The sequence below is a fragment of the Microbacterium sp. NPDC087589 genome (assembly GCF_044743635.1).
Lineage (GTDB): Bacteria > Actinomycetota > Actinomycetes > Actinomycetales > Microbacteriaceae > Microbacterium.
This window is the reverse complement of the sequence record NZ_JBIUWV010000005.1, coordinates 207719-232508: the sequence shown is the minus strand read 5'-3', so window position 1 is coordinate 232508 and position 24790 is coordinate 207719. Positions and strand designations below refer to the sequence as shown.

Below are 24790 nucleotides of genomic sequence, written 5' to 3'. Positions count from 1 at the left end.
CGGCGTGTGCGCAAAATCTGGGAGCAAAGTGCCCGGAATTGTCTCGCTCTCAGTTCGCATAAACGACACAGAGTGAATGTCTGATTTGTCATACTGGTCTGCGACTCAACCACTCAGACCAGCGCACATCGAGCGACCTCGCGCATCGCGGGCGTGATGACGCCGAACTGCTTCGGCCCCGACAGCGATGCGAAGCCCTCCGCGAGCCGCGCGATCTCCTCGCTCTTGTCTCCGACGTCGTCACTGATGCGGGAGGAGAGGATCCGGTCGAATTGATCACTGCCGAAGATCGAATCCGTCTGATCGAGAAGGACCGCTCCCGCGGCGACGTGGCTCGCGAGCTCATCGAGATGCTGCGCAGCACCATCGGCGATCGCCAGCAGAGCGATTGCCCCCTCGGCATCCCGCCGCGGAAGCGGCATGCCGTACCGGTCGCGCGTCGACGCGCCGATCTTCCCTGCCAGGGCCGCCAGCGTGCCCCGCGTCGGTTGGACGAGGCTCTTCGCATACGCCGTCGCGACGACGCGTCCCTTCAGACGCCGGATCAGTTTCGCGCGCCGGGCGAACGCGATCACCGTGCTGCTCGGCTCCCTGGGCCCCGGGCCGCCACCCCACCCCAGCGAGCGCGTGAGCCGCTCGACATCCGACTCGGGGATCCATCCGGTCACCGGGTCCTGAACGACCCCGGTTCCTCCGAGATGGCGCAGCAGCCCTGCGAGGGGAGCGACAGCGGTCTCGACCGTCGCGCGGTCGGGCACACTCTGGCGCAGCAGACCGATGGCGTCGATGTGTGAGAGCAGAGCCAGCCGCCGGGCCGGGGTGAGAGCGCTGAGAAGCGTGGCGATGCGCGACGAGCGACGGATGCGGGGATCGACGTCCCTCATATCCCGCTCCTCGAAGTAGGGCCTGACCACGCCATGCCGGCGCATCAGTTCGCGGTTCACGTCGTCCTCTCGGAACGGCGCAGGTTGCGTCAACCAGTCGCCCTGCACCGCGGGCGAGGACGTCGACGAGCACGCAGAGACCAACGACGCGCCCAGAGGCGGAGCATCCACAGGCCGCACGATGATGTCGGACCGATGATCGAGCGCGGGCATCGCCATGCGCCATCGGTCGATGGATTCCGCATCCGGGCGCGGGCGCTCGTAGTCGTCCGAGTCGTCGTAGTACTCGGGCTTCTCCAGCGGTTCCCGCCCGATGCTCAGGAGGTAGGCGTCAACGATCCACTCCATCGGAGCGGTCTGGGGAAGGACGATCGAACGATCGAACTCCGGATGGCCGGCGTTCGTGATTTCGACGCGCACGAAGGAGGCGACTCGGGCAGGTATCTGGATGCTCATGCGAGCGAGGCTATTGAGCATGCCCGACACCGACGGACCCTCATCCCGCGTTCTGTTCAGAACCCTATTCGGGTGTCAGCCGTGCAGGAGAGAAACGCCCGTCACGCGTAGCGCTCCGCCAGCCAGGCTTCACCGTGGCTCGGGATCCCGCGATCACGAGCCACGCAGCCTTCGTCACGGCTGGCTGCGGAGCGAAGCAATGCTCCCGCAGCCGCTGCTGCCATTCCGACCGGGGCCTGGCCATGTCGGACGTCAGTACGACGAGGCCCACGGAGTAGGCGCACCGACCGCCGCCGCTACAGGTAATACGTGCGCGTGAGCTCAGCCCCGTCTTCTCGACCCCATTCGAGCGTGACTCCCCGCACGGCAGGACCGCCAAGGGTGTGGTGCAAGCGCACTTGGAAGGATGCCGTCGGTGGCACGTCAAGCGGAAGCTGCTCGCGCAGCGTCGCCGCGACACCGGCCGTCGCCGAGATGCCCGACACCACCAGGAGTTCCCTGCTCGTGTTGCGGAAGGTCCCGACTCGTCCATCACTGATGAACGTCCACGGCTCCGCCTCAGCAACGGACGACGCACTGAGAGTGGGTCTCGTCGGCTGAACAGTCGGCTCGCGGTTCAGCGCATCCCCGATCTCGCGCACACCACCCTTCGCCGACAGGCTGTTGATGAAGGCGATGACCGCGACGGTCGACGCCGCGATGGATGCCACAGCACCGAGCCACGAAGGCACGACGACGCCCCAGAAGTCGGTCGGCACGGGTTCCATGACCGCACTCTATCCGCGGACGTCGACACCGGACAGGGGTGGTCTGCACCGTGCCGAGCCCTCGCCGCGTCTCGTCTCAGTCGACTTCGCCGTCTGCGCTCAACGGCCGGGGGAGGGACTCTGCGTCCTCGCGGGCTCCGCTCAACGGCCGGGGGACGCTGCGCTTCAGCATCCGCCGTACCCTTAACTGTTCTGCCCCATCCCCGGGCACCTTCTCTGGAGCATCCCCATGTCTGCAACTGCGATCGACGATCGCGCCCGCTATCGGGCGAATCCCACGGTTCTCGACGCGCTGAAGAGCCCGCGGATGCTGACGCGCGAGGTGCTCGCGGGGCTGGTCGTGGGGCTCGCGCTGATCCCCGAGGCGATCGCGTTCTCTGTGATCGCGGGCGTCGACCCGAAGGTCGGGCTGTTCTCGTCGTTCATCATGGCGATGTCGATCGCGTTCCTCGGTGGGCGCCCGGCGATGGTCACCGCGGCGACCGGAGCCGTCGCCCTCGTGATCGCGCCGGTCGCGCCGACATACGGGATGGATTACTTCATCGCGACCGTCATCCTCGCGGGCATATTCCAGGTGCTCCTCGGGGTGCTGGGCGTCGCGAAGCTGATGCGGTTCATCCCCCGCAGCGTCATGGTCGGGTTCGTGAACGCGCTGGCGATCTTCGTGTTCAGCTCGCAGTTCCCGCAGCTGATCGATGCGCCGTGGCTGGTCTATCCGCTGGTCGCGCTGGGAATCGTCGTGATGATCGTGATGCCGAAGATCACCACGATCGTGCCGGCGCCGCTCGTGTCGGTGATCATCGTGACGGCTGTGGTGATGGCGTTCGCGATCACCGTGCCGACGGTCGGCGATCAGGGGGAGCTGCCGAAGAGCCTGCCCGAACTGTTCATCCCGAACGTGCCGCTGACGTGGGAGACGTTCACGATCATCGCGCCGTTCGCGCTCGGGGTCGCGCTGGTCGGGCTCATGGAGTCGCTGCTCACCGCCAAGCTCGTCGACGAGATCACCGACACGCACTCGAACAAGACGCGCGAGTCGTGGGCGCAGGGCGTGGCGAACATGCTCTCGGGGATCTTCGGCGGAATGGGCGGATGCGCCGTGATCGGTCAGACGATGATCGGCGTCAAAGCCTCGGGCGCCCGCACCCGCATCTCGACGTTCTGCGCCGGCATCTTCCTGTTCCTACTGGTCGTCGTGTTCGGCGACTTCGTGAGCACGATCCCCATGGCCGCCCTCGTCGCCGTGATGATCATGGTCGCGATCGGAGCCTTCGACTGGCACAGCGTCAAGCCGTCGACCCTGAAGCGGATGCCGAAGAGCGAGACGTTCGTGATGGTGGCGACCGTCGTGCTCGTGCTCATCACGCACAACCTCGCCGTCGGCGTCATCGGCGGAGTGCTCGTCGCCTCGGTGCTGTTCGTGCGGCGGGTGGCGCACTTCGTCTCGGTGTCGCGGAGCGCTGCCGGTGATGTGGTCACCTACACCGTGACGGGCGAGCTGTTCTTCGCCTCGAGCAACGACCTGACGACGCTGTTCTCCTACCCGGAGGACCCTGATCGCATCGTGATCGACCTCACCGGATCGCACATCTGGGACGCCTCGACGGTCGCGGCTCTGGACGCGATCGAGACGAAGTACACCGCGCTCGGCAAGGCGGTCGAGATCATCGGGATGAACGACAGCAGCCAGCGGATGCGGGGACGGCTGACCGGCGGGTTCGAGTAGGGGCGGCTCAGCCCGGCCAGTCGGCGAGACTGCCCCGTCAGACGGCGAGACTGCCCCGTCAGTCGGCGAGATGGCCCCGTCAGACGGCGAGACCGCCGGGCCGGTCGGCGACTGCCCCGTCAGACGGCGAGACCGCCCGGTCAGTCGGCGAGACGCTGTTTCCGCGGCGAAACCCAGCTGCAGAACATAGGTCTCGTCACAGATGACGGGTCTCACCGGAGAGCGGGCTCCGCATGGGCATGGGACCCATATTCCAGGGCGAGACCCACCGGCAGGACATGGGTCTCGTCACGGAATGTGGGTCTCGGCGGATCCCCACCGGCAGGACATGGGTCTCGTCACGGGAGGTGGGTCTCTCCGGCATTACGCGCATGGGCTGGCCCCCAGCCCGCGAGTACAAGTACAATTGCACTCTCGAGGAGAGGTGCCGCCGGCGCACCTCGGAGAAGAGCCACGCGATGCCAGTGACCCGAGTCCCCGCTCATGCCCCGGTCGGACCCACGATGCACGGGGTGCGCCGTGCACTGCGATCACCTGCGCTGATCGAACACGGATTGCTGAGCGACTGGCACGCGCGCAACCGACAGGTCACGCTGCCGCACGGCATCGCGATGCTCGACGAATACGGCACCCTCGACAACGTGCGGCGCCTCACCGGTGAATCGGATGCCGACTTCCGCGGCATGCTCTTCGCCGACTCCGACATCTACAAGACCCTCGAAGCGGCAGCCTGGGAGCTCGGCCGCGAAGAGGATGCCGCCCTGCGGTCGTTCTTCGACCGCACCGTCGATCTCATCGAGCGCGCACAGCAGGACGACGGCTACCTCGACTCCGCGTACCTCGGCCGCGACGACCGCGGCCCATGGACGGACTTCGCCCAGGGCCACGAGCTCTACTGCCTGGGCCACCTGATCCAGGCGGCCGTCGGTGCACATCGGGCGCTCGGCGATGATCGTCTGCTGCGCGTCGCCGAACGTTTCGTCGAGCACGTCGTCGACCGCATGGGCGCCGACGACGCGGTGGAGTACTGCGGGCACCCGCTCATCGAGGCGGCGCTCGTCGAGCTCTACCGCACGACGGGCGAGCAGGCCCCACTCGACCTCGCCACGTCGTTCATCCGCCGACGCGGTGCCGGCTTCCTCGGGGGCGTGATGTTCGGCGCCGCGTACTACCAGGACGAGCAGCCCGCCCTGGAGGCCACGAAGATGCGGGGACACGCGGTTCGGGCGCTCTATCTGAACCAGGGGATCACCGACGTGTTCCTCGAGACCGGTGACAGCGCGATGCTCGATGTGATGCGCACCCAGTGGAACGACCTCGTCGCACACCGCATGTACCTCACCGGTGGCACGGGCGCCCGCCACGAGGATGAGGCGTTCGGCGAAGCCTTCGAGCTGCCGCCCGACCGCGCGTACGCCGAGACCTGCGCGGGCGTCGCGCTCTTCGGGTGGGCCTGGCGGATGTACCTCGCCACGGGCGATGCCGCATGCATGGATGTCGCCGAGACAGCCCTCTACAACGTCGTCGCCGCGGGCATCTCGACTCAGGGCGACTCGTTCACCTACGTCAACCCGCTGCAGGTGCGCGATGAGCGACCCTACGGTGGCGATGCCCCGGCCGCACGTCGCCGCTGGTTCAGCTGCGCGTGCTGCCCGCCCAACCTGATGCGCACGTTCGCAACGCTCGAGCACCACCTCGCCGCCGAACGCGAGGACGGCCTCGACATCGTGCTCTACGCCTCAGCCACCCTGCGCGCACACGGCGCGTCGGTCACGATCGACACCGCGTACCCGGCCGAGGGCAGCATCCGCATCACCGTCGACGGAGACGCCGATGAGGGATGCCGCCGACTGGCGCTCCGGATGCCGGAGTGGGCGCTCGGACGACCCGTCACCCTGCGCCGCGACGGCGTCGTCGTCGAGCCGGTCGTCGAGGAGGGATGGATCGTCGTGGACGACGCCCTCGTCGACGGCACCGTGCTCGAGCTGGAGCTGCCGGTGGCGGCCGAGGTCATCCATCCGAATCCGCGAATCGACGCGGTGCGCGGAACCGTGGCCGTGCGCCGCGGACCCGTCGTCTACAGCGCGGTGGGCGACGTCGACGGGCTGACCGTGGATGCCGAGGACCTCTCCGCTTCACTTGCCGAAGAGTCGGCCGTCACCGGGGGTGTCGGCACGCCAGGGCTTCTCGGTCCGCGGATCGCCCTTCCCGCCCGCCGGCTGCCGGCCACCCCGCAGCCGCTCTATGCGCGCGACGTCGACCGTGCCGCATCCGAAGAGTTAGTGGTCGAGCTGCGTCCGTTCGCGGAGTTCGACGGCGGCACCTCGATGCGCGTCTGGATGCCGACCTCGACGCCCTGAGCGTGCGGCCGTCGCCCGGGCTGAGCGGTGCGGGGCGTGACTCAGCGCGGGTATCGAGGCGCGACACCAGACGGTGCGGGGTCAAAAACGCACCCGAAGCGGCCCCGAGCGGTGCAAAACTGACCACGCACGCGGGATGCGGCGCAGGGCGGGCATCGAGGCGCAGCATCCGACGGTGCGGGGTCAAAAACGAACCCGAAACGGCCCGGAGCGATGCGAAACTGACCACCCACGCCGGATGGGGCGCAGGGCGGGCATCGAGGCGCAGCATCCGACGGTGCGGGGTCAAAAACGCACCCGAAACGGCCCCGAGCGGTGCAAAACTGACCACGCACACAGGACGCGGCGCAGGGCGGGCATCGCGACGCAGCATCCGACGGTGCGGGGTCAAAAACGCACCGGAAACGGGCCGGAGCGATGCGAAACTGACCCCGCACGCGGGATGGGGCGCGGATCTGGCACCGAGGCGCAGTAGGTAGCAGTGCGGGGTCAAAAACGCACCCGAAACGGCCCGGAGCGATGCGAAACTGACCACGCACGCGGGGCACGGAGACGGCAGACGGCAGGCGGCAGGCGGCAGGCGGCCGGCGGCGAACAGCACCGGATGCCGCGCGGGTGCTGCTCGGAGGGGCGGGGGCCGATGCACGCCGACCCCCGGCCCGTGCGTCAGGGCAGGATCAGGATGCCGTCGACGCGGCGCGCGATGCCGAGCGGGTTGCCGTCCTTGAGCGCCTCGGGCAGCAGGGGCTCCGGCACGTTCTGGTAGGCCACCGGACGCAGGAAGCGCGTGATCGCCGCCATGCCCACCGACGTCGTCCCGACCGCGGTCGTGGCCGGGTACGGGCCGCCGTGCTGCTGCGCCCAGGTCACCGACACACCGGTCGGCCACTGGTTCCAGAGCACGCGTCCTGCGCGGTCGGACAGCTTCGGCAGCAGGTCGACGGCGATCTCGTCGTCATCCTCGCCGATGATCGTGGCCGTCAACTGACCCTCGAGCCGATCCGCGAACTCGAGCAGTTCGCTCTCGTCGTCGTAGGTCACCACCAGCGCCGCCGGTCCGAACATCTCGCTCATCAGCGTGTGCATCTCGGCACGCAGCGTCTCGGACGACGCGGCGAGCAGCACGGGCGACGGCGCCTCGGCATCCGCGCCCGAATCGCCACCGGCGCCAGCACCAGCGCCGGCACCAGCACCAGCACCAGCACCGGCATCCGCACCAGCACCGCCACCAGCGCCGGCACCGCCACCAGCACCGACCGAGAGCGTGCGCACGCCGGCTACGCCCTGCGTCGAGGCGAGCGAGTCGCGGAAGCCGCTCTCGATCCCGGGGTTGAGCAGCGGTGTCGCGGCGGGCAGCTGCTGCGCTTCGAGCTCGGCGACGATCGACGACTCCGCGGGCACGAAGAGCACTCCCGGCTTGGTGCAGAGCTGCCCGGCGCTGCCGGTCACCGAGGCGACGAGGTCACGGGCGATGCCCGCAGCGTCGCGCTCGGCCGCGCGCTTGGTCACGAACGCGGGGTTGGTGCTGCCGAGCTCGCCGTAGAACGGGATGGGCTCGGGGCGGGCCGCCGCGATGTCGAACAGGGCGCGCCCTCCGCGCACCGAACCGGTGAAAGCCGCAGCCTTGATGCCGGGCGCCCGCAGCGCGCGCACGCCCGCCTCGGTGCCGTAGATCGTCTGGAAGAGCCCCTCGGGTGCTCCCGCCGCGGCGAACGCATCGACGACCACCGCGGTGGTCGCGTCGGAGAGGTCGGGGTGACCGTGGTGGGCCTTGAGCACCACGGCGTTACCTGCGGCGAGCGCACTGGCAGTGTCACCACCGGCGACAGAGAACGCGAACGGGAAGTTGCTCGCGGCGAACACGAGCGTCGCCCCGATGGGTTCGAGCTGACGACGCAGATCGGGGCGCGGCGCGCCCATCGGCCAGTCGGCGTCTGCGTGGTCGATCCGCGCGTCGAGCCAGAGACCCTCGGGGAGCATCTCGGCGAACATGCGCAGCTGGAAGGTGGTGCGACGCAGCTCGCCCCTCAGTCGCGCCTCGGCGAGGTGGGTCTCGCGCTGCGCCACGGGGACCAGCTCGTCGGCGTGCTGGTCGAGAGCGTCGGCCACGGTGGCGAGCGCCCGGGCCCGCTCGGAGATGGCGGTGCGCTTCCACTGCTCCGATGCGCGTACGGCGGCGTCGACGATCTGGTCGACGGTGGTGTCGGATGTGTCGTGCATGGTCATGACTCCTCCTGGTTCGGGTGGTGCGGCACGAGCGAGGCGAGGTCGCCCAGCGACACGGGCACGCCCACCTGTCGATTGGTCAAGGATTCGAGTGCGGGGGCATCGACGTCGCCGCCGGTTCCGGTCGCGACGAGCTTCGAGAGGGCGAACCCGCACACCCTCCCCTGGCAGAGGCCCATGCCGGGTCGCGCGGTGACGCGCACGTCTCGGGCGTCGTCGGCGCGCAGGCCGTCGACGGCATCCGTCACCTCGGCGGCGGTCACCTCTTCGCACCGGCAGACGTGGGTCTCGGGGGTCAACCACTGGTCCCACGCGACGGGCACGGGACTCGCCCGGTGCATGCCGATCGCGAAACGCCGCCCGCGCCGCAGGCGACGGCGATGCCGGGCCATCGCGCGCAGATCGGCCGTCGCACCGAGGTCGCTCGCCACCGCGGCTCCGGCGAGCTCGCCCTCGGCGCACGATGCGATCGCCCCGCCGATGCCGGTGACCTCGCCGGCGGCGTAGACCAGAGGATCCGACGAGCGCAGGTCGTCGTCGACATCGATCACGAGTGATCCATCGACGTCGATGCGGGTTCGCAGGCCGAGACCCACCGCCAGCTCGAGCTGAGGAGTGAAACCCCACCCGAAGGCGACGAGGTCGGCTGCCACGGTGCGAGCCGAGCCGGGGCGCACGCGTCCGGCGCCGTCGACGCGCGACAGCTCGACCTCGGATGCCCGCCCGGTGCCGCGCACCGCCGTGACGACGGTGCGCGTGCGGAACGGCACCCGATGACGGAGGAAGGTCGCGGCATACTGCACGCCCTCCCACAGCTTGCCCGGCTCCTGCACCGCGCGCAGCGGCGTGGCCACCCAGCGCGACAGGGCATTGGCGTCGACCACCTCGACGACCTCGACCCCGGCCTCGGCGAGCCCCGCGGCGACCGAGAGCAAGAAGGGCCCGGTTCCGGCGACCACCGCGCGTCGACCGGCGCGCACCTGGTTGGCCTTGAGCATCGCCTGCACGCCGCCGGCCGCCATCACCCCGGGCAGCGTCCACCCCGGGACGGGCAGCTGTCGGTCGTAGGCCCCGGTCGCGATCACGAGTCGTCGCGCCCAGGTGGTGCGCTCGGCGAGCGGCAGGGTGTCGGCGCCGGTGACCGCGCTCGTGCGCAGGGCCACGCGGTCGCCGAAGCCGTCGGTGCGCCACACCTGTCGCCCCGACAGATGCCGGATGCTGCCGGATGCGACGGCGGCGGCGAGCCGATCGCGCAGATCGGTGTAGTGCTTCCAGTGATGGTGGCCGGTGTGCTCGGGCGCCGAGAACTCGTCACGATGGCGCTCGTCGGGGTGGCGCCAGTACTGGCCACCCGTCTGTCGCCCGGCATCGATCAGCACGACCCGCAGGCCGTGCTCGGCGGCGGCGACCGCGGCGCTCAGCCCTGCGGGCCCAGCACCGACGACCACGACATCAGCGGGGGCGGCCTCGGCGGTCGGCGCGATGTTCTCGTCAGTCATGCGACTCCTCCGGCTCCGACGGTGATTCTGAAGGGGACACCGACTCGGGCAGCGGCTCCTCCAGCGGCAGCGGCTCCACCAGCGGCAGCGGCTCCACCAACGGCAGCGGCTCCACCAACGGCAGCGGTTCATCCGGATCCGCGCTCCGCACATCCTGACCTGCGCACGCCTCGACGAGACAGGCGCGCTGGCTGCGCGCGCCGTCGACGGTGACGAGGCAGTCGAAGCAGACGCCGATGCCGCAGAAGAGCCCGCGCGGTGCGTGGTCTCGTCGCGTCGTACGCCACGACACGATGCCCGCGCCCGCGAGCACGCCGCCGATCGTCTGCCCCGGCGTGAACGGCACGGGGGTGCCGTCGAAATCGAGGCTGGCGGCGGATCCAGCACCGGTGCCAGACCCGGCATTGCTCACGGATCCCGCACTGTTCACGGGTTCGGTCCTGTCGATGTTCGTCCGGGTCATGCGGCGACGAGTCCTTCGAGTCGGTCGGGCCGGAAGGGCGTCAGGTCGAGATCGGTCGCCTCCGAGCGCAGCGCCTGCGAGAGCAGCTTGCCCGTGCCGACGGAGAGCCCCACGCCCGCGCCTTCATGCCCTGCAGCGTGCCAGAGGCCCGGCAGCCGGGCGTCCTCACCGATGGCCGGCAGGTGGTCGGGGCAGTACGGCCGGAACCCCGAGTACGCGCGTTGCACGCCCACATCGCGCAGCGCCGGGAACAGGCCGAGACCGCTCGCGGCGATGCGCGCGACCGCCTCGGCCGAGAACGACCGGTCAAACCCGACGCGCTCGCGGCTCGCTCCGAGCAGGATCGTCCCGCTCGGGGTGCCCTCGACCACCGGGGAGACCTGCAGACCGGCATCCGAGCTCGCGACGTCGCCGACGTATTCGGCGGCGTAGACCTTGTGGTGCACCGTGATCGGCACGGGCTCTGTGACGAGCACGAAACCGCGCCGGGGCAGCACCGGCAGGTGCACGCCCGCGAGCGCGGCGACCTCGCCGCTCCAGGGTCCGGCGCAGTTGACCACGGCCCCGGCCGAGATGCGACCGAGTGAGGTGTCGACGCCGACGACACGACCGTGGTCGGAGAGGATGCCGTGCACTGTCGTTCTGGTGTGCAACTGCGCTCCGTGCTCGATCGCCAGCCGCAGCAGATGGTGGGTGGCGAGCAGCGGCTGCACCTGCGCGTCGTCGGGGTAGAACGCGCCGCCGACGAGGGCGGGGTTGATGTACGGCTCGACCTCGCGCAGGCCGGGGTTGCCGTCGATGATCTCGGCGCGGATGCCCAGCTCTCGCTGATGCGCGACGAGTCCGACCAGACCAGACATGCTCGCGTCGCTGCCGGCGACGACGAGGCCGCCCTTGGATTCGAACTCCCAGAGGCCGGCGTGCTCGGCGAGATCCTCCCGCCACACGCGCTGCGAATAGAGCGACAGCTCGAGTTCCGGCCCCACCTCTTTGTCGGAGACGAGGATGTTGCCCTCGCACCGACTGCTCGTGCCCGAGGCGATGGAACCGCGCTCGATCACGATGGTCCGAAGGCCGGATGCCGCGGCGAAATACGCCGTCGCGGCACCGACGACTCCCGCGCCGACGATGACGACGTCGGCGCGTGCTGTCGATGGAGTCACTAGCCGTTCGCCTCCGAGGGGTGGGGCTCGCCCACGGTGTGACCAGACCAGTCGCCCTTCACGTGCTCGATGTGCGAGAACACGAGGTCGCGGGCGCGCACCGCGTCGCGGGCCTCGATCGCATCCATGATCGTGTGGTGCTCCTTGGCAGAGCTGGTGAGATGCCCGCGTTCGTAGAGTTCGGCGAGGCCGAACAGACGGGTCTGCGAGCGCAGCGACTGGATGAGCTGCGTGAGACGGGCGTTGCCCGCGTACTGCAGGATCGCCAGGTGGAAGTCGCTGTCGGCGCTCAGGTACTCGACGAGGTCGCCCCGGTCGGCTGCCGCGACGATGTCGTCAGCCTTGCTGCGGAGATCCGCGAACGCGCTCTCGGGAATCAGCGGGGTCGCCTTCTCGACGGCCGGCGGCTCGAGGAACAGTCGCAGCTCGGTGACCTCGGCCAGGTCGTGCGACGACACCTCGGTCACGCGGAATCCGCGGTTGGGCATCGCGACGACGAGTCCTTCGCGCACGAGATCGAGCATGGCCTCGCGGATGGGCGTCGCCGACGTGCCGAACTCCTCGCCGAGGCTCGGTGCCGAATACACGCGGCCGGGCTGCATCTCGCCGCTGATGATGGCCGAGCGCAGGGCACGAGTCACCGTGTCGCGAACACTGGGCTGCTTGCTGAGCCGAACGAGGCTGCGCGTGTCACTTCCGGACATCTGTGTTCCCTCTCTGAGGCGATGCTTCGGCGCTCGGCGCCTGCCTCAGGATCCGCGCCACCACGGCGAGATCCTCCCAGCTCATCCCGACACCCGTGTAGACCGCCGGTCGAGCCTCGCGGCGCACGAACGCACCCGCGACCAACTCTCGCAGATTCGTCACAGGCTGCGCACCTGTCTGCCAGTCGCCGAGGTCGCGGGCCTGCAGCAGGTTGCCGTTCTCGCGGAACGCCGATGCCCGGGCCTCGACCACGAGATCGGCATCCGTCACCAGCTCCGCGGCCAGCTCGCGACGGTCGGCGCCGTGCGAGCCGACCGCGGCGACGACGGCGTGAGCGCCGACGTCGTCACGACCGAGCACCGGCACGCTCGACGACGTGGCAGCGATGACGACGTCGGCCGCACGCAGACTTTCGGCGTCGCGGGATTCGGCATCAGCTCCCACTGCCGGGATGCCGTCGGCACGCAGCCGCTCGACCAGATCAGCAGTGCGGCCGGCGGTGCGCCCCACGATGCTGACGGCGCCGACCGGCATCAGGTCGACGAGAGTGCGCACGTGCGCCTCTGCCTGCGGACCCGAGCCGAGCACGGCGAGCGACTCGATTCCCTCTCGCGCTCCACGCGGGTCGGCCTGCAGCATCCCCCGGATCGCGACCGCGGTGACCGCGGGGGTGCGGAGCGTCGTGAGGTGCGCGCCCTCGAGGATCGCGAGCGGACTCAGCGTCGCCGCGTCGAAGACGAGGTACCAGGCCTGGATCTTGGGCAGCCCGCGCTCGGGGTTGTGCGGAGCGATGGTGACGACCTTGATGCCCGCATGCTCGGGCGACTGCGTCGGCATCAGCAGGAACTCGCCGCTGTCGAGCGGGCTGAACAGGCGCCGCGCGTCGGCCTCGATGTCGACCCCGTCGCGCAGTGCCGACTCGATGGCGTCCACGGCGCCGCGCCGGTCGATCGCCGCATCGATCTCGTCGACGCCGATCACCGGCACGGAAGCCGGAGCGACGGGCGTCAGAGCCGCAGGTGTCAGAGCCGCAGGTGTCCCAGGAACAGTCGTCACAGTACGAACCCCTGGGGGAAGGGATCACTGGGGTCGAGCATGTACTGCGCCGTGCCCGTCACCCACGCCCGGCCCGTGATCGTGGGGATGACGGCGGGGATGCCGGCGACCTCGGTCGTCTCGACGAGACGCCCCGTGAAGCTCGTGCCGATGAACGACTCGTTGACGAAGTCCTGGTCGAGCGGCAGCTCGCCGCGCGCGTGCAGCTGAGCCATCCGGGCGCTGGTGCCGGTGCCGCAGGGCGACCGGTCGAACCAGCCGGGGTAGATGGCCATGGCGTGACGCGAATGCTGCGCGGTCGACCCCGGCGCCTTCAGGTACACGTGGTGGCAGCCACGGATCGTCGGGTCGACGGGATGCACCGGCTCACCCTGCGCCTCGATGGCCTCCATGATGCTGAGGCCCGCGGCGAGCAGCTCGTCCTTGTGCGCGCGGTCGAACGGCAGCCCGATCTGCTCGAGCGAGACGATCGCATAGAAGTTGCCGCCGAACGCGAGGTCGTACTCGACGGCCCCGAGCCCCGGCACGTCGACGACCTGATCGAGCGCCACGACGAACGAGGGCACGTTGCGCAGGGTCACGCTGTCGGCATGCCCGTCGGAGACGTGCACCTCGGCGATCACGAGACCCGCCGGGGTGTCGAGGCGAATGGTGGTGACCGGCTCGACGACAGGGACCATGCCCGTCTCGACGAGCACGGTCGCCACACCGATCGTGCCGTGCCCGCACATGGGCAGGCAGCCGGACACCTCGATGTAGAGCACGCCGAAGTCGGCATCCGGTCGCGTCGGCGGCTGGAGGATCGCTCCGCTCATCGCGCTGTGACCGCGGGGTTCGTTCATCAGCAGCAGGCGCAGGTCATCGCTGTTCGCCATGAACCACTGCCGGCGCTCCTCCATCGTCGACCCCGGCATCACTCCGACGCCGCCGACGATCACGCGCGTCGGCATCCCCTCGGTGTGGGAGTCGACGGCGTGGAAGACGCGTTGTGCTCGCATGTGGATCTCCGGATCAGCGGTAGCCCTTGGCCAGAACGGCCTCGGTGTCGGCGATGATACGCGTGCGCACCTCGTCGGGAAGCGGCAGGCGCGGCGGGCGGGTCGTGATGCCCGCGGGCGCGACACCGGCGACCTCCTGCGAGAGCTTGATCGCCTGCACGAACCAGGTCTTCGAGTCCCAGCGCAGCAGCGGGTGCAGGTCGCGGTACATCGCGTGGGCCTTGGCCCAGCTGGCGGGGTCGCCCGAGGTCGACAGGTTGTAGAGCTCGACCGTGGATGCCGGGATCGCGTTCGGGTAGCCGGCGACCCACCCGAGGGCGCCGTTGATGCCGAGCTCGAGCACGACGTCGTCGGATCCGATCGAGATGTCGAGACCCGGGGCGAGCTCGCGGATCGCGTACGCGTTGCGCACGTCACCCGAGAACTCCTTGACCGAGACGATGAGCCCCTCGTCGAAGAGACGCGCGAGCAGCTCGGGGCGCAGGTCGATCTTGGTGTCGATGGGGTTGTTGTACGCGAGGATCGGCAGGCCCACGGCGGCGACGCGGCGGTAGTGGTCGACGACCTCGTCATCGCTCGCCCGGTAGGCGTTCGGGGGAAGCAGCATCACGGCCGGTGCGCCATGCTCGGCGGCGTGCTCGGTGAAGCGCACGCTCTCCATGGCGCCGTACGCGCCGACACCGGGGATCACGGCGACGCCCTCGGGCGACGCCTCCACGGCGGTGAGGTAGACCTGCTTGCGCTCCTCCTCCGTCAGCGTCTGGTACTCGCCGAGCGATCCGTTCGGGATGATCCCCGTCACACCGTTGTCGGTGGTGAAGCGGATGTGCTCGGCGTAGGCGTCGTAGTTGACGGAGAAGTCCGGGTTGATCGGAAGGGTCGTCGCGAGATTGACGCCGTGCCAGGGCTTCTTTTCGGTCATGAGTCAGAACTCCTGTGCTGTCGGCGCCCCTCGGCACCACGGTGATGAATGAGTACAATTGCAATGTTAGTGGCGAACGGCGCCTGTGTCCATGAGTCTCGCGGTTTCTTCACGAGGCATCACCCCTCGCCGGCAGAATCAGCCGCTGACGAGGCTCTTCATTGCCCGCTCGATCGGTCGCCGCGAACTCGATGACCTGCTCGTCGTCGGAGAGCGCACGCACGAATGCCTCCTGGAAGGTCGCCCAGAACGTGCCGAGCCCCTCCCACTGGATACGCTCGACGCCCGAGATCTCGTCGGTCGCGGTGAGCGTGATCTCGACGCTCGATCCGAGTCGTCGCACGGTGGCCCGAGAGAGGGGTGCCGCAGTGTCGACCGCGAAGCCACGCGACGCATGGCCTGTCGCCCCCGCCGCATCGGTCGCGCGCGCTCGCACCTCGTGCCTGCCGTCGCCGGGAAGAGAGAAGGGGCCGGTGTACGGCATCCATCCGTCGTCTCCCACCGCGACCTCGACCCGCAGGTCGCCTGCCCCGGCCCCGGCCCCGGCCCCGGCCCCGGCCCCGGCGAGATCGTCGGCTGCGACGACGATCGTCGGAACCTCCGTGAACCAGCCGGACGGCGCGGGCAGTGCGGGCGTCGTGATCGCGACCGACGGCGCGATCGGTGCGTCGGCGAGGGACCGAGGGATGCTCCACTCGACCACGGGGATGCCGTCGCCGTCGGCCCGCTCACGCCAGGTCACCGTCGAGGCGTCGACGTCGTGCACCGAGCCGGGAGCGCGCCCTCCGAGCCCGTCGATGTCTGCGACGGCGGCCGCCTGCAGCACCTGGATGAGCTCGCTCTGCGCGAGCAGCCCCTCGCGGCGCGCGGCGCTCGCGGTCTCGCCGACCCTGTCGAGAAAACCCGCTCGCGTCGACGGCACGGGCTCGCGCCACACGTCATCGAGCAGCGAGCTGCCGTCCTGCCGCAGTCTCACCGGCACGTCGGTCTCTGCGCCCAGGAACCCGATGGTGGGCCCGGAGGCGCGCACGTACATGTGGTACCTGTCGTCGCTGCCGGTCCAGACCGGTTCGAAGCGCACACCCGCGATCTGCACGGCGCCGTCGTTCCGCAGCGCCACCTCGACGTCTGCCGCGGAGCGCGCATCATCGGCGATCAGCGAGCCGTCGAGCCGACGCCGCTGGGCGAGCGCCAGGTCGAGGGAGGTCGTGGCATCCGACCGCGCGACGAGCACCGACGGCCCGAACTCGATCGACTGCAGCACCCGGTCGTCGGGGGTCGGCACGGCTCGCAGCGACACGCGCGACTCGATGCGCAGCACCTCGCCCGAGGTCCACGGCCGCCGCACGACCAGATAGCCGTCTTCGACGGGAGCGGTGATCTGCTCGTCACCGACGTGCAGGATCTGGTCGTCCACGGCCCACGCGGGCACGCGGATGCGGAGGGTGAGCGTCGTGCCGTCGACGAAGTCGTCGTCGCCGTCGATGCGCAGCTCTGTGACGCCGCCGAGGGGCTGCGTCGTCTGCATCCGCACCGTCGCGTGCTGCTCGCGCCAGTCGAGCGTCGACGACACGAACAGGTTGACCCACAGCTCGGCATCCGCCTCCGCATCCGCGTCCGCCTCTGCACCTGCGCCCGCCCGCGTGAAGAAGATCGTGTCCTGATACTTGACGTGGTTCTCGAGGCCGGTGCCGCCGCAGCACGTGCCGACGTTGTCGAACTCGGCGACCGCCCCGGGGTTCACCGGGAACATGTAGGCGACCTCGGGGCTCGTGTCGGAGTCGACGTCGCGCCGCGAGGCGAGAATGTGGTTCAGCGCTCCGCGCTCGCAGTACGCCATGAACCGCGGATCGCGGGTGAGTGCGAACAGGTGCCGAGCGATCTTGAGCAGGTTGTAGGTGGCGCAGGTCTCGGCGTTGCGCTCGCCGATGTCGCCGGCGACGGTGCCGGGCGGGCCCCACAGCTCGCTCTCGCCCGTGCCGCCGTGCGCGTAGATGCGGCCGGGAACGATCTGATCCCAGAGGCCGAGCACGGCGTCGAGGTAGCGGCGTTCGCCGGTGAGGTCGTACTCGTGCAGGTATCCGATCAGCTGCGGCAAGTGCTGGTTCGCGTGCATGTCGGTGAGCACGTCGCGGCGCTCGGCGCCCGCTGTGAGCAGATCGTCCTGGTCGAAGAGCCGCGCGACCTCGAGGAACAGCGGCTCGTCGGCCACGACGCTCAGTCGGGCCATCGTCTCGTTCATGCCGCCGTACTCGCCGGCGATGTACAGCGACCACATGCGCTGGATGCGCTCGTGATCGAGGCGGGTCAGCCGGTGCGCGACCCAGTGCCCCATCGAGACGGCGATGTCGCGCGCCTCGATGCTGCCGGTGAGCTCGTAGGCGTCGAGCAGGCCAGCCATGATCTTGTGCGTCGTGTAATACGGGGCCCAGATCTCGCCGTAGGGTGCGTAGTGCTCGAGTCGCGAGAACTGCCATTCGCCGTAGGCCGCGAGGAATCCGGGGTGCGAGTAGCGACCGGTCGCCGCGAGCGCCCGCTGCACCTCGCCGAGGCCCGAGACGAAGTCGTCGACCTTGGCGCGCAGCTCTTCGTCGCGCTCCCCCGCGTAGGCGAGGGAGAGCATCGACAGGAAGTGTCCGGCATAGTGGCCGCGCAGCAGGTTCGCGGTCTGTGCGTTCTCACGACCGGGATAGTCGGCTTCGCCCCATGCCTGCTCGTTCGGGTGCCCGAAGTCCTCCCAGTTGCCCGGGGCCAGCGCACCGCGCGTGTCGAGTCCGGCGTTGGCGCGGAAGACCGCGAGCAGCCGATCCACCGGATACACGCGCGCCAGGTGCAGCATCTGATCCCGCGCGCGGGCGAAGACGCTGTCGTCGCCGAGGCGCACTCGGTCGAGAGGGAACGGGCGCAGCAGCGCCGACGAGAGGATGCCGGAGGATGCCGTCGCCCCGCCACCCTCGGTCGTCACAGCGCCACCCTCGGTCGTCACACCGCCACCCTCGGTCGCCGCACCGCCCCAGGCCATCGCGTTGCCCCGGGTCATCGCGTCGCCCACTGGCTTCGCGTCCACTGCTCGATGCCGGCGGCGTCGATCGGAAGGCCGTCCGAGAGCACGTCGGAACCGGTGGGGGTGACGAGGATGTCGTCTTCGAGCCGCACGCCGATGCCGCGCAGCTCTGGCGGCAGGGTGAGGTCATGGGCGTGGAAGTACAGCCCCGGCTCGACCGTCATCACGACGCCCGGTTCGAGGTCGGCGCCCATGTAGTCCTCGTAGTGCGCCTGACTGCAGTCGTGCACGTCGAGCCCGAGGTGGTGGCCGATGCCGCACGCGAGGTAACGCCGGTGCTGCTGCCCCTGGGGCGAGAGCGCCTCGTCGACCGACACCGGCAGCAGCCCCCAGTCGTGCAGGCCCTGTGCCACGACCTGCATCGAAGCGAAGTGGAAGTCGAGGTACGGGGTGCCCGGCCGGATCTGTGCGAGACCCGCGCGGTGCGCCTTCTCGACCAGGTCGTGCACCTCTCGCTGGGCCGGGCTGAACGTGCCCTCCGCCGGAACCGTGCGCGTGACGTCGGCGGTGTAGAGCGAGCGGGCCTCGACACCCATGTCGAGCAGCAGTGCCTGATCGGGGTGGACCGGGCCATCGCAGCGCACCCAGTGCAGGATCGGCGCGTGCGATCCTGAGCCGACGATGGTCGAGTATCCGGGGCCGTTGCCGTGCGTGCGGGCGTGCCGGTCGAACGTGCCCTGCAGCCAGCGCTCGCCGAGCCCGTCGGCGATCGCGCGGGGGATCTCGGCGACGACGGCGGCGAAGCCCGAGACGGTCGCATCGATCGCGAGGCGCAGCTGACCGATCTCCCAGTCGTCCTTGACCATGCGCAAGCGGGAGAGTGTGCGCTCGAGGTCGGCGGAGACCTCGAGGTCGTGGGTCGCGGCCAGCGCCTGTGCCGAGCGGGCGGCGAGCGCGCCGCGCAGCTCGGCGGCACGCACCGCGAGCGCCTCGAGGGGCTCGACCGTGACCTGCAGTTCGTCTGCCCACTCCGCGAGTCCGGCGGACGGACCGACCCAGAGCTCACCGTGCAGCGCGTTGCTGAAGAAGCCGTCGTCGCCGGGACGGAACGGTGCGGGCATGTAGAGCACGGCGTCGTGGCCGCCGGGCCGAGCCCACATCACCAGCGTGGCGTCTTCGGTCTGGCATCCGGTCGCCCAGACGAAGCTGCTGTCAGCGCGGAACCCGTACGACGAGTCGTCGTTGCGCACCGGGGCGATCCCCGAACTCAGCACCAGGGTCTGGCCCGGCATCGCCGCGCTCAGGCGCTCGCGGTGCGAGGCCGCCGACTGTGCGGTGCCCGAGGGCAGGTCGGGACGGGTCGGCACGTCGTCCCACCCCTGCGCGATGAACTCGCGGAAGGCGGGGATCTGCGCCAGCTTCGGGTAGCGGGTTCCCGCGTACGGCGGGCGTGCTCCGGTGGTCGTGTCGCTCATGCGCGCTCTCCTCCGCGGTCTCGGACGAGTTCTCTCAGGCGCGTCAGCGTGCGGCCCGATCCGATCCCGTCGTGTTCGTATTCGTTGGTCACCCAGTACTGCGAGTTGCCGACACCCGCCAGCGTCTGCAGCTGCAGACCCGCGTCGACGAACATGTCGTCGAAGTAGACGACCGCCGCCACCGGCACCTCGTTGCGCTCGAGGGCCGCGGGGTCGTACAGCGGTGACCAGTCGGTCTTCGCGGCGAGCTGGTCGACGGCCGAGCGGAAGCCGCGCAGCAGTCCGACCTCGTCGAACATCCACGGGAAGGCCATCTCGCCCGTGAAGAGCAGGGGTCGGCGGTGTTCGTCGAACTGCGGGCGCCGCTCGCGCTCGGCCTGCGCGGCCCACGCCGTCGGGCCACTGTGCTCGTCTCCGTAGATCGACTCCTGCAGCGTCCAGAACAGAGGGTTGCCGGCGCTCGACGACAGCATCATCACGTCTTGCAGGAACGCCGGCGACAGCCGATCGGGCTCGATGAACGCCTTCTCGACGAGCCAGTGCAGGCGCTCGAAACCCGGCTTCATGCCGAAGTCGATGCCCAGCGACTGCCAGCGCTTCACCGTCAGCACGTCGCCGTCCGGCAGGCGCACATCGCCCGCGACCAGCCGGTCGGAGATGCGCGCGACCGCGGCTTCGTCGTCGGGATAGCGACGGTAGAACTCGGCCGTCTTGGCCTCGACCCGATCGAACGTGCGGCGGTACACCTCGCTCGCACGGGGCGGCATGCCGGGCACTCCGCCACAGATGTAGCTCGCCGTCAGCCCCTCGGGAGCGAACGACAGGTAGGTCATCGTGATCCAGCCGCCGAAGCTCTGCGCGAGGGTCGCCCACCGGCGTCCGTCATAGAGCGCGGTGCGCACATGCTCGAGGTCGCGCACGATCGAGTCGGCGCGGAAGCACGCGAGATAGTCGCCGCCCGCGTCGCCGCGGTCGGCCACGATCGCGGCATCCACCGGCGTGCTGAGGCCCGTGCCGCGCTGGTCGACGAGCACCACGCGGTAGTCGCGCAGCGCCTCGTCGATCCAGCCGTCGCGGCCGAGCGGGCGCGGGTTCGCGCCGCCCGGGCCACCCTGCAGGTAGGTGAGCAGCGGGCGGTCGGCGGTGTCGGATGCCGGATCGACCAGCTCACGCACGAACAGCTCGATGGTCTCGCCGTCGGGGGCGTTCCAGTCGAGCGGCACCGACGTGCGGTATTCACGGACGCGGATGCCGGGCAGCATGTACTGCGCGGTCGGGGTTGCGGTCGTCGCACTGCGGGTCATCGGGGGTCCTCCGTGTCGGGCGCGGCGGGGGTCACGTTCTGTGCGGCACCCTGCGCAGCATCCGGCTCGGCATCCGCTTTTCGGCCCGCACGCGCAGCCTCGGCCTTGCGGCGCCGTGCGTCCCACTCGGGGTTGATGCGCGGCACGGCCTGCAGCAGGGTCTTCGTGTATTCGTGCTCGGGGCGCTCGAAGATCGCGTCGCGCATGCCGGTCTCGACGATCGCGCCCTGCGACATCACGGCCACTCGGGTCGCGATCTGCCGCACCACGGCCAGGTCGTGCGCGATGAAGAGGTAGCCGAACCCCTCGTCTGACTGCAGGTCGCGCAGCAGGTTGATGACCTGCGCCTGCACCGAGACGTCGAGGGCCGACACCGCCTCGTCGCAGATGACGAGCTTGGGCCGCACGGCCAGGGCGCGGGCGATGCCGATGCGCTGCGCCTGGCCGCCCGAGAACTGCGAGGCGTAACGCTCGGAGTGCATCGGGTTGAGGCCGACCCGCTCCATGAGCTCGCGCGTGAAGGCGCGGGCTCCGCCGGGGATCTTGCGTCCCTGATAGACGAGCGGTGCCGTCACCAGACGTTCGACGGTGTGCTTCGGGTTGAGCGACGAGTAGGGGTCTTGGAAGATCACCTGCACGGCGCCGCGGAACTCCCGCAGCTCAGAGCCCTTCGCGTGGGTGACGTCGGTGCCCTCGAACTCGAGCTTTCCGCTGGTGGCATCCATCAGCCGGGCGACGAGTCGTGCGGTGGTCGACTTGCCCGAGCCCGACTCGCCCACCACGGCGAGGGTCTCGCCGCGGTGCACCTCGAGCGAGACCTCGTCGACCGCGCGGAAGGTCTTCGACTTGCCGAGCGGCCCGGCAGAGCCCGTGGCGAACTCCTTGACCAGGTCGGTGCCGCGGAACAGGGGTGTCGTGGTGTTCGTCATGCGCTTCTCCCGTCCTGCACGGTGATCTCGGTCGTGCGCAGCACGCCGATCTCATCGTCGATACGCGGCACCGCGTCGAGCAGTCGCCTCGTGTAGTCGGCCTGCGGGTCGCTGAAGACCTGCTCGACGGCTCCGCGTTCGACCGTCTCGCCCGCGCGCATCACGACGATCTGATCGGTGACCTCGCTCACGACGGCGAGGTCGTGGGTGATGAGGATCAGGCCCGCGCCGGTCTCGCCGCGGATCTCGTCGAGCAGGTCGAGGATCTGCGCCTGCACCGTCACGTCGAGCGCGGTGGTCGGCTCGTCGGCGATGATCAGGTCGGGTTCCATGCTCAGCGCCATGGCGATCATGATGCGCTGGCGCATGCCGCCCGAGAACTGGTGCGGGTAGTGGTCGACGCGGCGGGCGGCGTCGCGGATGTGCACGCGCTCCATCGCCTCGATCGCCACCGTGCGCGCCTGCTTGCGCGAGACGCCGCTGCGGTGCGAGAGATAGGCCTCGGCGATCTGCGTGCCGACCTTGTAATAGGGGTTCAACGACGACAGCGGATCCTGGAAGATCATCGCGATGCGGTCACCGCGGATGCGACGCTTCTCGCGCTCCGGCATCCCGAGCAGCTCAGCGCCGTCGAAGCGCACCGAGCCTGAGGCCGTGCCGCCCTTGGGCAGCAGGCCCATGATCGCGAGGCTCGTCATCGACTTGCCCGACCCTGATTCGCCGACGATGCCGAGCGCGCCCCCGCGGGGCACGTCGAACTCGAGGTTCTTCACGACGCTGACGGGCCCCTGTGCCGTGCGGAACGAGACGGTGAGGTCTCGCACCGACAGCAGCGGGCCGCTGCCGGTTCCGCTCTCGGGTGCGGTGGTGTTGACGGTGTCGCTCATGCGGTGGCCCCCGTTCTGACGCGCGGATCGATGGCGGTGTAGAGCAGGTCGACGACCATGTTGCCGATGATCACGAAGAACGCCGACAGCAGGGTGACGGCCATGATGACGGGCTGATCGTTCGCGGTGATCGAGTCGGCGGTGAGCTTGCCGACGCCGTTGAGGCCGAACACGGTCTCGGTGATCACGGCGCCGCCGAGCAGGCCTGCGACATCCATGCCGAAGATCGTGACGATCGGGGTCAGTGCCGGGCGCAGCGCGTGGCGCCGCCAGACGAGCCCCGGCTGCAATCCCTTCGCCCGCGCGGTGCGCACGAAGTTCTCCTGCAGGGTGTCGATCACGTTCGCGCGGGTGAGGCGCGTGTAGACCGCCGCATAGCCGACCGCCAAGACGATCCACGGAAGGATGAAGTTGAGGAACCACTGCACCGGATCGTCCGAGAACTTCACGGCCTGCGGGAACGGCAGCCAGCCGAGCGCCACCACGAAGATGAACTGCAGCGCGAGCGCGAGCACGTAGTTCGGGATCGACATCGAGCCGAGCGTGAGCCCGGCGAAGAAGCGATCGAGGAACTTGCCCTCCTTCACGGCGCTGAGCACACCGGCGATGACGCCGCCGAGCAGCCAGAGCACCGCCGCGCCGATCGCGATGGTCGCGGTGATGGGCAGGCGCTGCACGATCATGTCGCCGACCAGCTGGCTCGTCTGGAACGAGTAGCCGAGGCACGGAGCCGCGCACTCGACCGCGGCACCGGCGACCATGAAGGTGCGTCCGGTGAACAGGCCGCCGACGTAGCCCCAGAACTGCGTCCAGAAGGGCTGGTCGAGTCCGAGGTTCAGCCGGATCTGCTCGATGCGCTCTGGCGTGCAGTTCTTGCCGCAGATCTGCACGGCAGGATCCGCCGACAGCAGGAAGAAGATCGCGTAGGTGAACAGGGTCACCAGGAACAGCACGACGAGCATGCCGAGCAGACGTGAGCCGACGATGCGGATCATGAGCGGGCCTCCCCACTGGTGGCGATGGTGCGGATGCGGTCACCGAGGGTCGTGAACGACAGCACCAGGAGGAAGAGGAAGGCACCCGGGATCACGAAGTACATCGGGTCGACCGCATACCAGGGGGTCGCGGCGGCGATCATCTGGCCCCAGCTCGGAGTCGGCGGAACCACACCGACGCCGAGGAACGAGAGCCCTGCTTCGGTGCCGATGTAGCCCGGCACCGCGAGGGTCGCCATCACGATGATCGTGGACTGCAGGTTGGGCAGGATCTCGCGGAAGATGATCCGCACGCTGGTGGCACCCGACGCCTTGGCGGCCTCGACGAACTCGCGCTCCTTGAGCGAGAGGGTCTGCGAGCGCACGATGCGGGCGAGGTAGGGCCAGCCGAACAGCGAGATGACGACCACGAGCAGGAAGACGCGGTTGTCGGCGGGGAGTGCCGAGAGGATCGCGATCATGAAGATGAGGGCGGGGAACGCCATGAGGAACTCCATGACGCGCGAGATGACGAGGTCGACGAGTCCGCCGAAGTAGCCGGCGAGCAGGCCCATCACGACACCGATCACGGTGGTGAGGAGTGTCGCCGAGAGGGCGACCGTCATCGAGACGCGGGCACCGTAGGCGATGCGGGCGAAGATGTCGCGGCCGCTGCCGGGCTCGACACCGAACCAGTGCTCGGCGCTGATGCCGCCGAAGGGTCCGATCGGGATGGCGCCGAGGTTGGGGTCGATGGCCGACTGGTCGAACTGGTACGGCCCCCACCCGCTCAGCATCGTCAGCAGCGGCGCGAAGATCGCCATCAGGATGATGAGCAGGATGTAGGCACTGGAGAGCATGGCTCCCCAGTCGGTCAGGAACGCGCGAAGCAGCCGCCGGCCAGAGGCCGGGGGTGACTCCAGTGTCGTTTCGAGACTGGAGTCACCCGCCGGCGTGGCTTCGGACTCGAGCGATGTCGAGCTGAAGGTCAT

19 protein-coding genes are annotated in these 24790 nt (G+C 69.6%); 2 read left to right on the top strand and 17 right to left on the bottom strand.

Translation table 11 applies throughout. The annotated features are described in order from the left end of the window. Nucleotides 1–113: 113 nt before the first annotated feature. On the bottom strand, nt 114–1340 hold the full coding sequence (locus tag ACIOU8_RS12735; RefSeq protein ID WP_400789995.1) for a hypothetical protein: 1227 nt from the start codon (nt 1338–1340) through the stop codon (nt 114–116). 296 nt (nt 1341–1636) lie between these two features. Next, complete coding sequence (locus tag ACIOU8_RS12730) at nt 1637–2107, bottom strand: hypothetical protein (protein WP_400789992.1); 471 nt, start codon at nt 2105–2107, stop codon at nt 1637–1639. 229 nt (nt 2108–2336) lie between these two features. On the opposite strand from ACIOU8_RS12730, the gene ACIOU8_RS12725 reads away from it, so the two are divergent. Continuing rightward, complete coding sequence (locus ACIOU8_RS12725) at nt 2337–3833, top strand: SulP family inorganic anion transporter (RefSeq protein WP_400789990.1); 1497 nt, start codon at nt 2337–2339, stop codon at nt 3831–3833. Nucleotides 3834–4345: 512 nt separating this feature from the next. Beyond that, complete coding sequence (locus ACIOU8_RS12720; RefSeq protein WP_400789988.1) at nt 4346–6193, top strand: glycoside hydrolase family 127 protein; 1848 nt, start codon at nt 4346–4348, stop codon at nt 6191–6193. Between the two features lie 666 nt (nt 6194–6859). Here ACIOU8_RS12720 and ACIOU8_RS12715 read toward each other — a convergent pair. The 15 genes from ACIOU8_RS12715 to ACIOU8_RS12645 form a co-directional block, all read right to left on the bottom strand. Continuing rightward, complete coding sequence (locus ACIOU8_RS12715) at nt 6860–8419, bottom strand: aldehyde dehydrogenase (NADP(+)) (RefSeq protein WP_400789985.1); 1560 nt, start codon at nt 8417–8419, stop codon at nt 6860–6862. Continuing rightward, nucleotides 8416–9918 carry an FAD-dependent oxidoreductase gene (locus ACIOU8_RS12710; RefSeq protein ID WP_400789984.1) on the bottom strand — a complete coding sequence of 501 codons (1503 nt, stop codon included), beginning with the start codon at nt 9916–9918 and terminating at the stop codon, nt 8416–8418. Before ACIOU8_RS12710 ends, ACIOU8_RS12715 begins: the two co-directional genes overlap by 4 nt. Then, entirely contained in the window at nt 9911–10381 is a 471-nt protein-coding gene (locus ACIOU8_RS12705) for a (2Fe-2S)-binding protein (protein WP_400789982.1), read from the bottom strand. Before ACIOU8_RS12705 ends, ACIOU8_RS12710 begins: the two co-directional genes overlap by 8 nt. Beyond that, complete coding sequence (locus ACIOU8_RS12700; RefSeq protein ID WP_400789980.1) at nt 10378–11544, bottom strand: NAD(P)/FAD-dependent oxidoreductase; 1167 nt, start codon at nt 11542–11544, stop codon at nt 10378–10380. Before ACIOU8_RS12700 ends, ACIOU8_RS12705 begins: the two co-directional genes overlap by 4 nt. Then, nucleotides 11544–12248, bottom strand: a complete 705-nt coding sequence (locus ACIOU8_RS12695; protein WP_400789978.1) for a GntR family transcriptional regulator — start codon at nt 12246–12248, stop codon at nt 11544–11546. Before ACIOU8_RS12695 ends, ACIOU8_RS12700 begins: the two co-directional genes overlap by 1 nt. Further along, on the bottom strand, nt 12235–13305 hold the full coding sequence (locus tag ACIOU8_RS12690; RefSeq protein WP_400789975.1) for an ornithine cyclodeaminase family protein: 1071 nt from the start codon (nt 13303–13305) through the stop codon (nt 12235–12237). Before ACIOU8_RS12690 ends, ACIOU8_RS12695 begins: the two co-directional genes overlap by 14 nt. Further along, nucleotides 13302–14303: a proline racemase family protein gene (locus tag ACIOU8_RS12685; RefSeq protein ID WP_400789972.1), complete on the bottom strand. Its 1002-nt coding sequence runs from the start codon at nt 14301–14303 to the stop codon at nt 13302–13304. Before ACIOU8_RS12685 ends, ACIOU8_RS12690 begins: the two co-directional genes overlap by 4 nt. A gap of 13 nt (nt 14304–14316) precedes the next feature. After that, nucleotides 14317–15225, bottom strand: a complete 909-nt coding sequence (locus tag ACIOU8_RS12680; protein WP_400789969.1) for a dihydrodipicolinate synthase family protein — start codon at nt 15223–15225, stop codon at nt 14317–14319. Between the two features lie 109 nt (nt 15226–15334). Further along, a complete protein-coding gene (locus ACIOU8_RS12675; protein ID WP_400789966.1) occupies nt 15335–18265 on the bottom strand; it encodes a beta-L-arabinofuranosidase domain-containing protein in 2931 nt (976 codons plus the stop codon). Beyond that, nucleotides 18262–19704, bottom strand: a complete 1443-nt coding sequence (locus ACIOU8_RS12670; protein WP_400789964.1) for an aminopeptidase P family protein — start codon at nt 19702–19704, stop codon at nt 18262–18264. The genes ACIOU8_RS12675 and ACIOU8_RS12670 overlap by 4 nt, the downstream gene beginning before the upstream one ends. Continuing rightward, nucleotides 19701–21008 carry an alpha/beta fold hydrolase gene (locus ACIOU8_RS12665; protein ID WP_400789961.1) on the bottom strand — a complete coding sequence of 436 codons (1308 nt, stop codon included), beginning with the start codon at nt 21006–21008 and terminating at the stop codon, nt 19701–19703. The genes ACIOU8_RS12670 and ACIOU8_RS12665 overlap by 4 nt, the downstream gene beginning before the upstream one ends. Next, nucleotides 21005–21937, bottom strand: a complete 933-nt coding sequence (locus tag ACIOU8_RS12660; RefSeq protein WP_400789959.1) for an ATP-binding cassette domain-containing protein — start codon at nt 21935–21937, stop codon at nt 21005–21007. Before ACIOU8_RS12660 ends, ACIOU8_RS12665 begins: the two co-directional genes overlap by 4 nt. Continuing rightward, nucleotides 21934–22824, bottom strand: coding sequence for an ABC transporter ATP-binding protein (locus ACIOU8_RS12655; protein WP_400789957.1), 891 nt, complete (start codon nt 22822–22824; stop codon nt 21934–21936). Before ACIOU8_RS12655 ends, ACIOU8_RS12660 begins: the two co-directional genes overlap by 4 nt. After that, nucleotides 22821–23819 carry an ABC transporter permease gene (locus ACIOU8_RS12650; protein WP_400789955.1) on the bottom strand — a complete coding sequence of 333 codons (999 nt, stop codon included), beginning with the start codon at nt 23817–23819 and terminating at the stop codon, nt 22821–22823. The genes ACIOU8_RS12655 and ACIOU8_RS12650 overlap by 4 nt, the downstream gene beginning before the upstream one ends. Then, a complete protein-coding gene (locus ACIOU8_RS12645) occupies nt 23816–24790 on the bottom strand; it encodes an ABC transporter permease (protein ID WP_400789952.1) in 975 nt (324 codons plus the stop codon). Before ACIOU8_RS12645 ends, ACIOU8_RS12650 begins: the two co-directional genes overlap by 4 nt.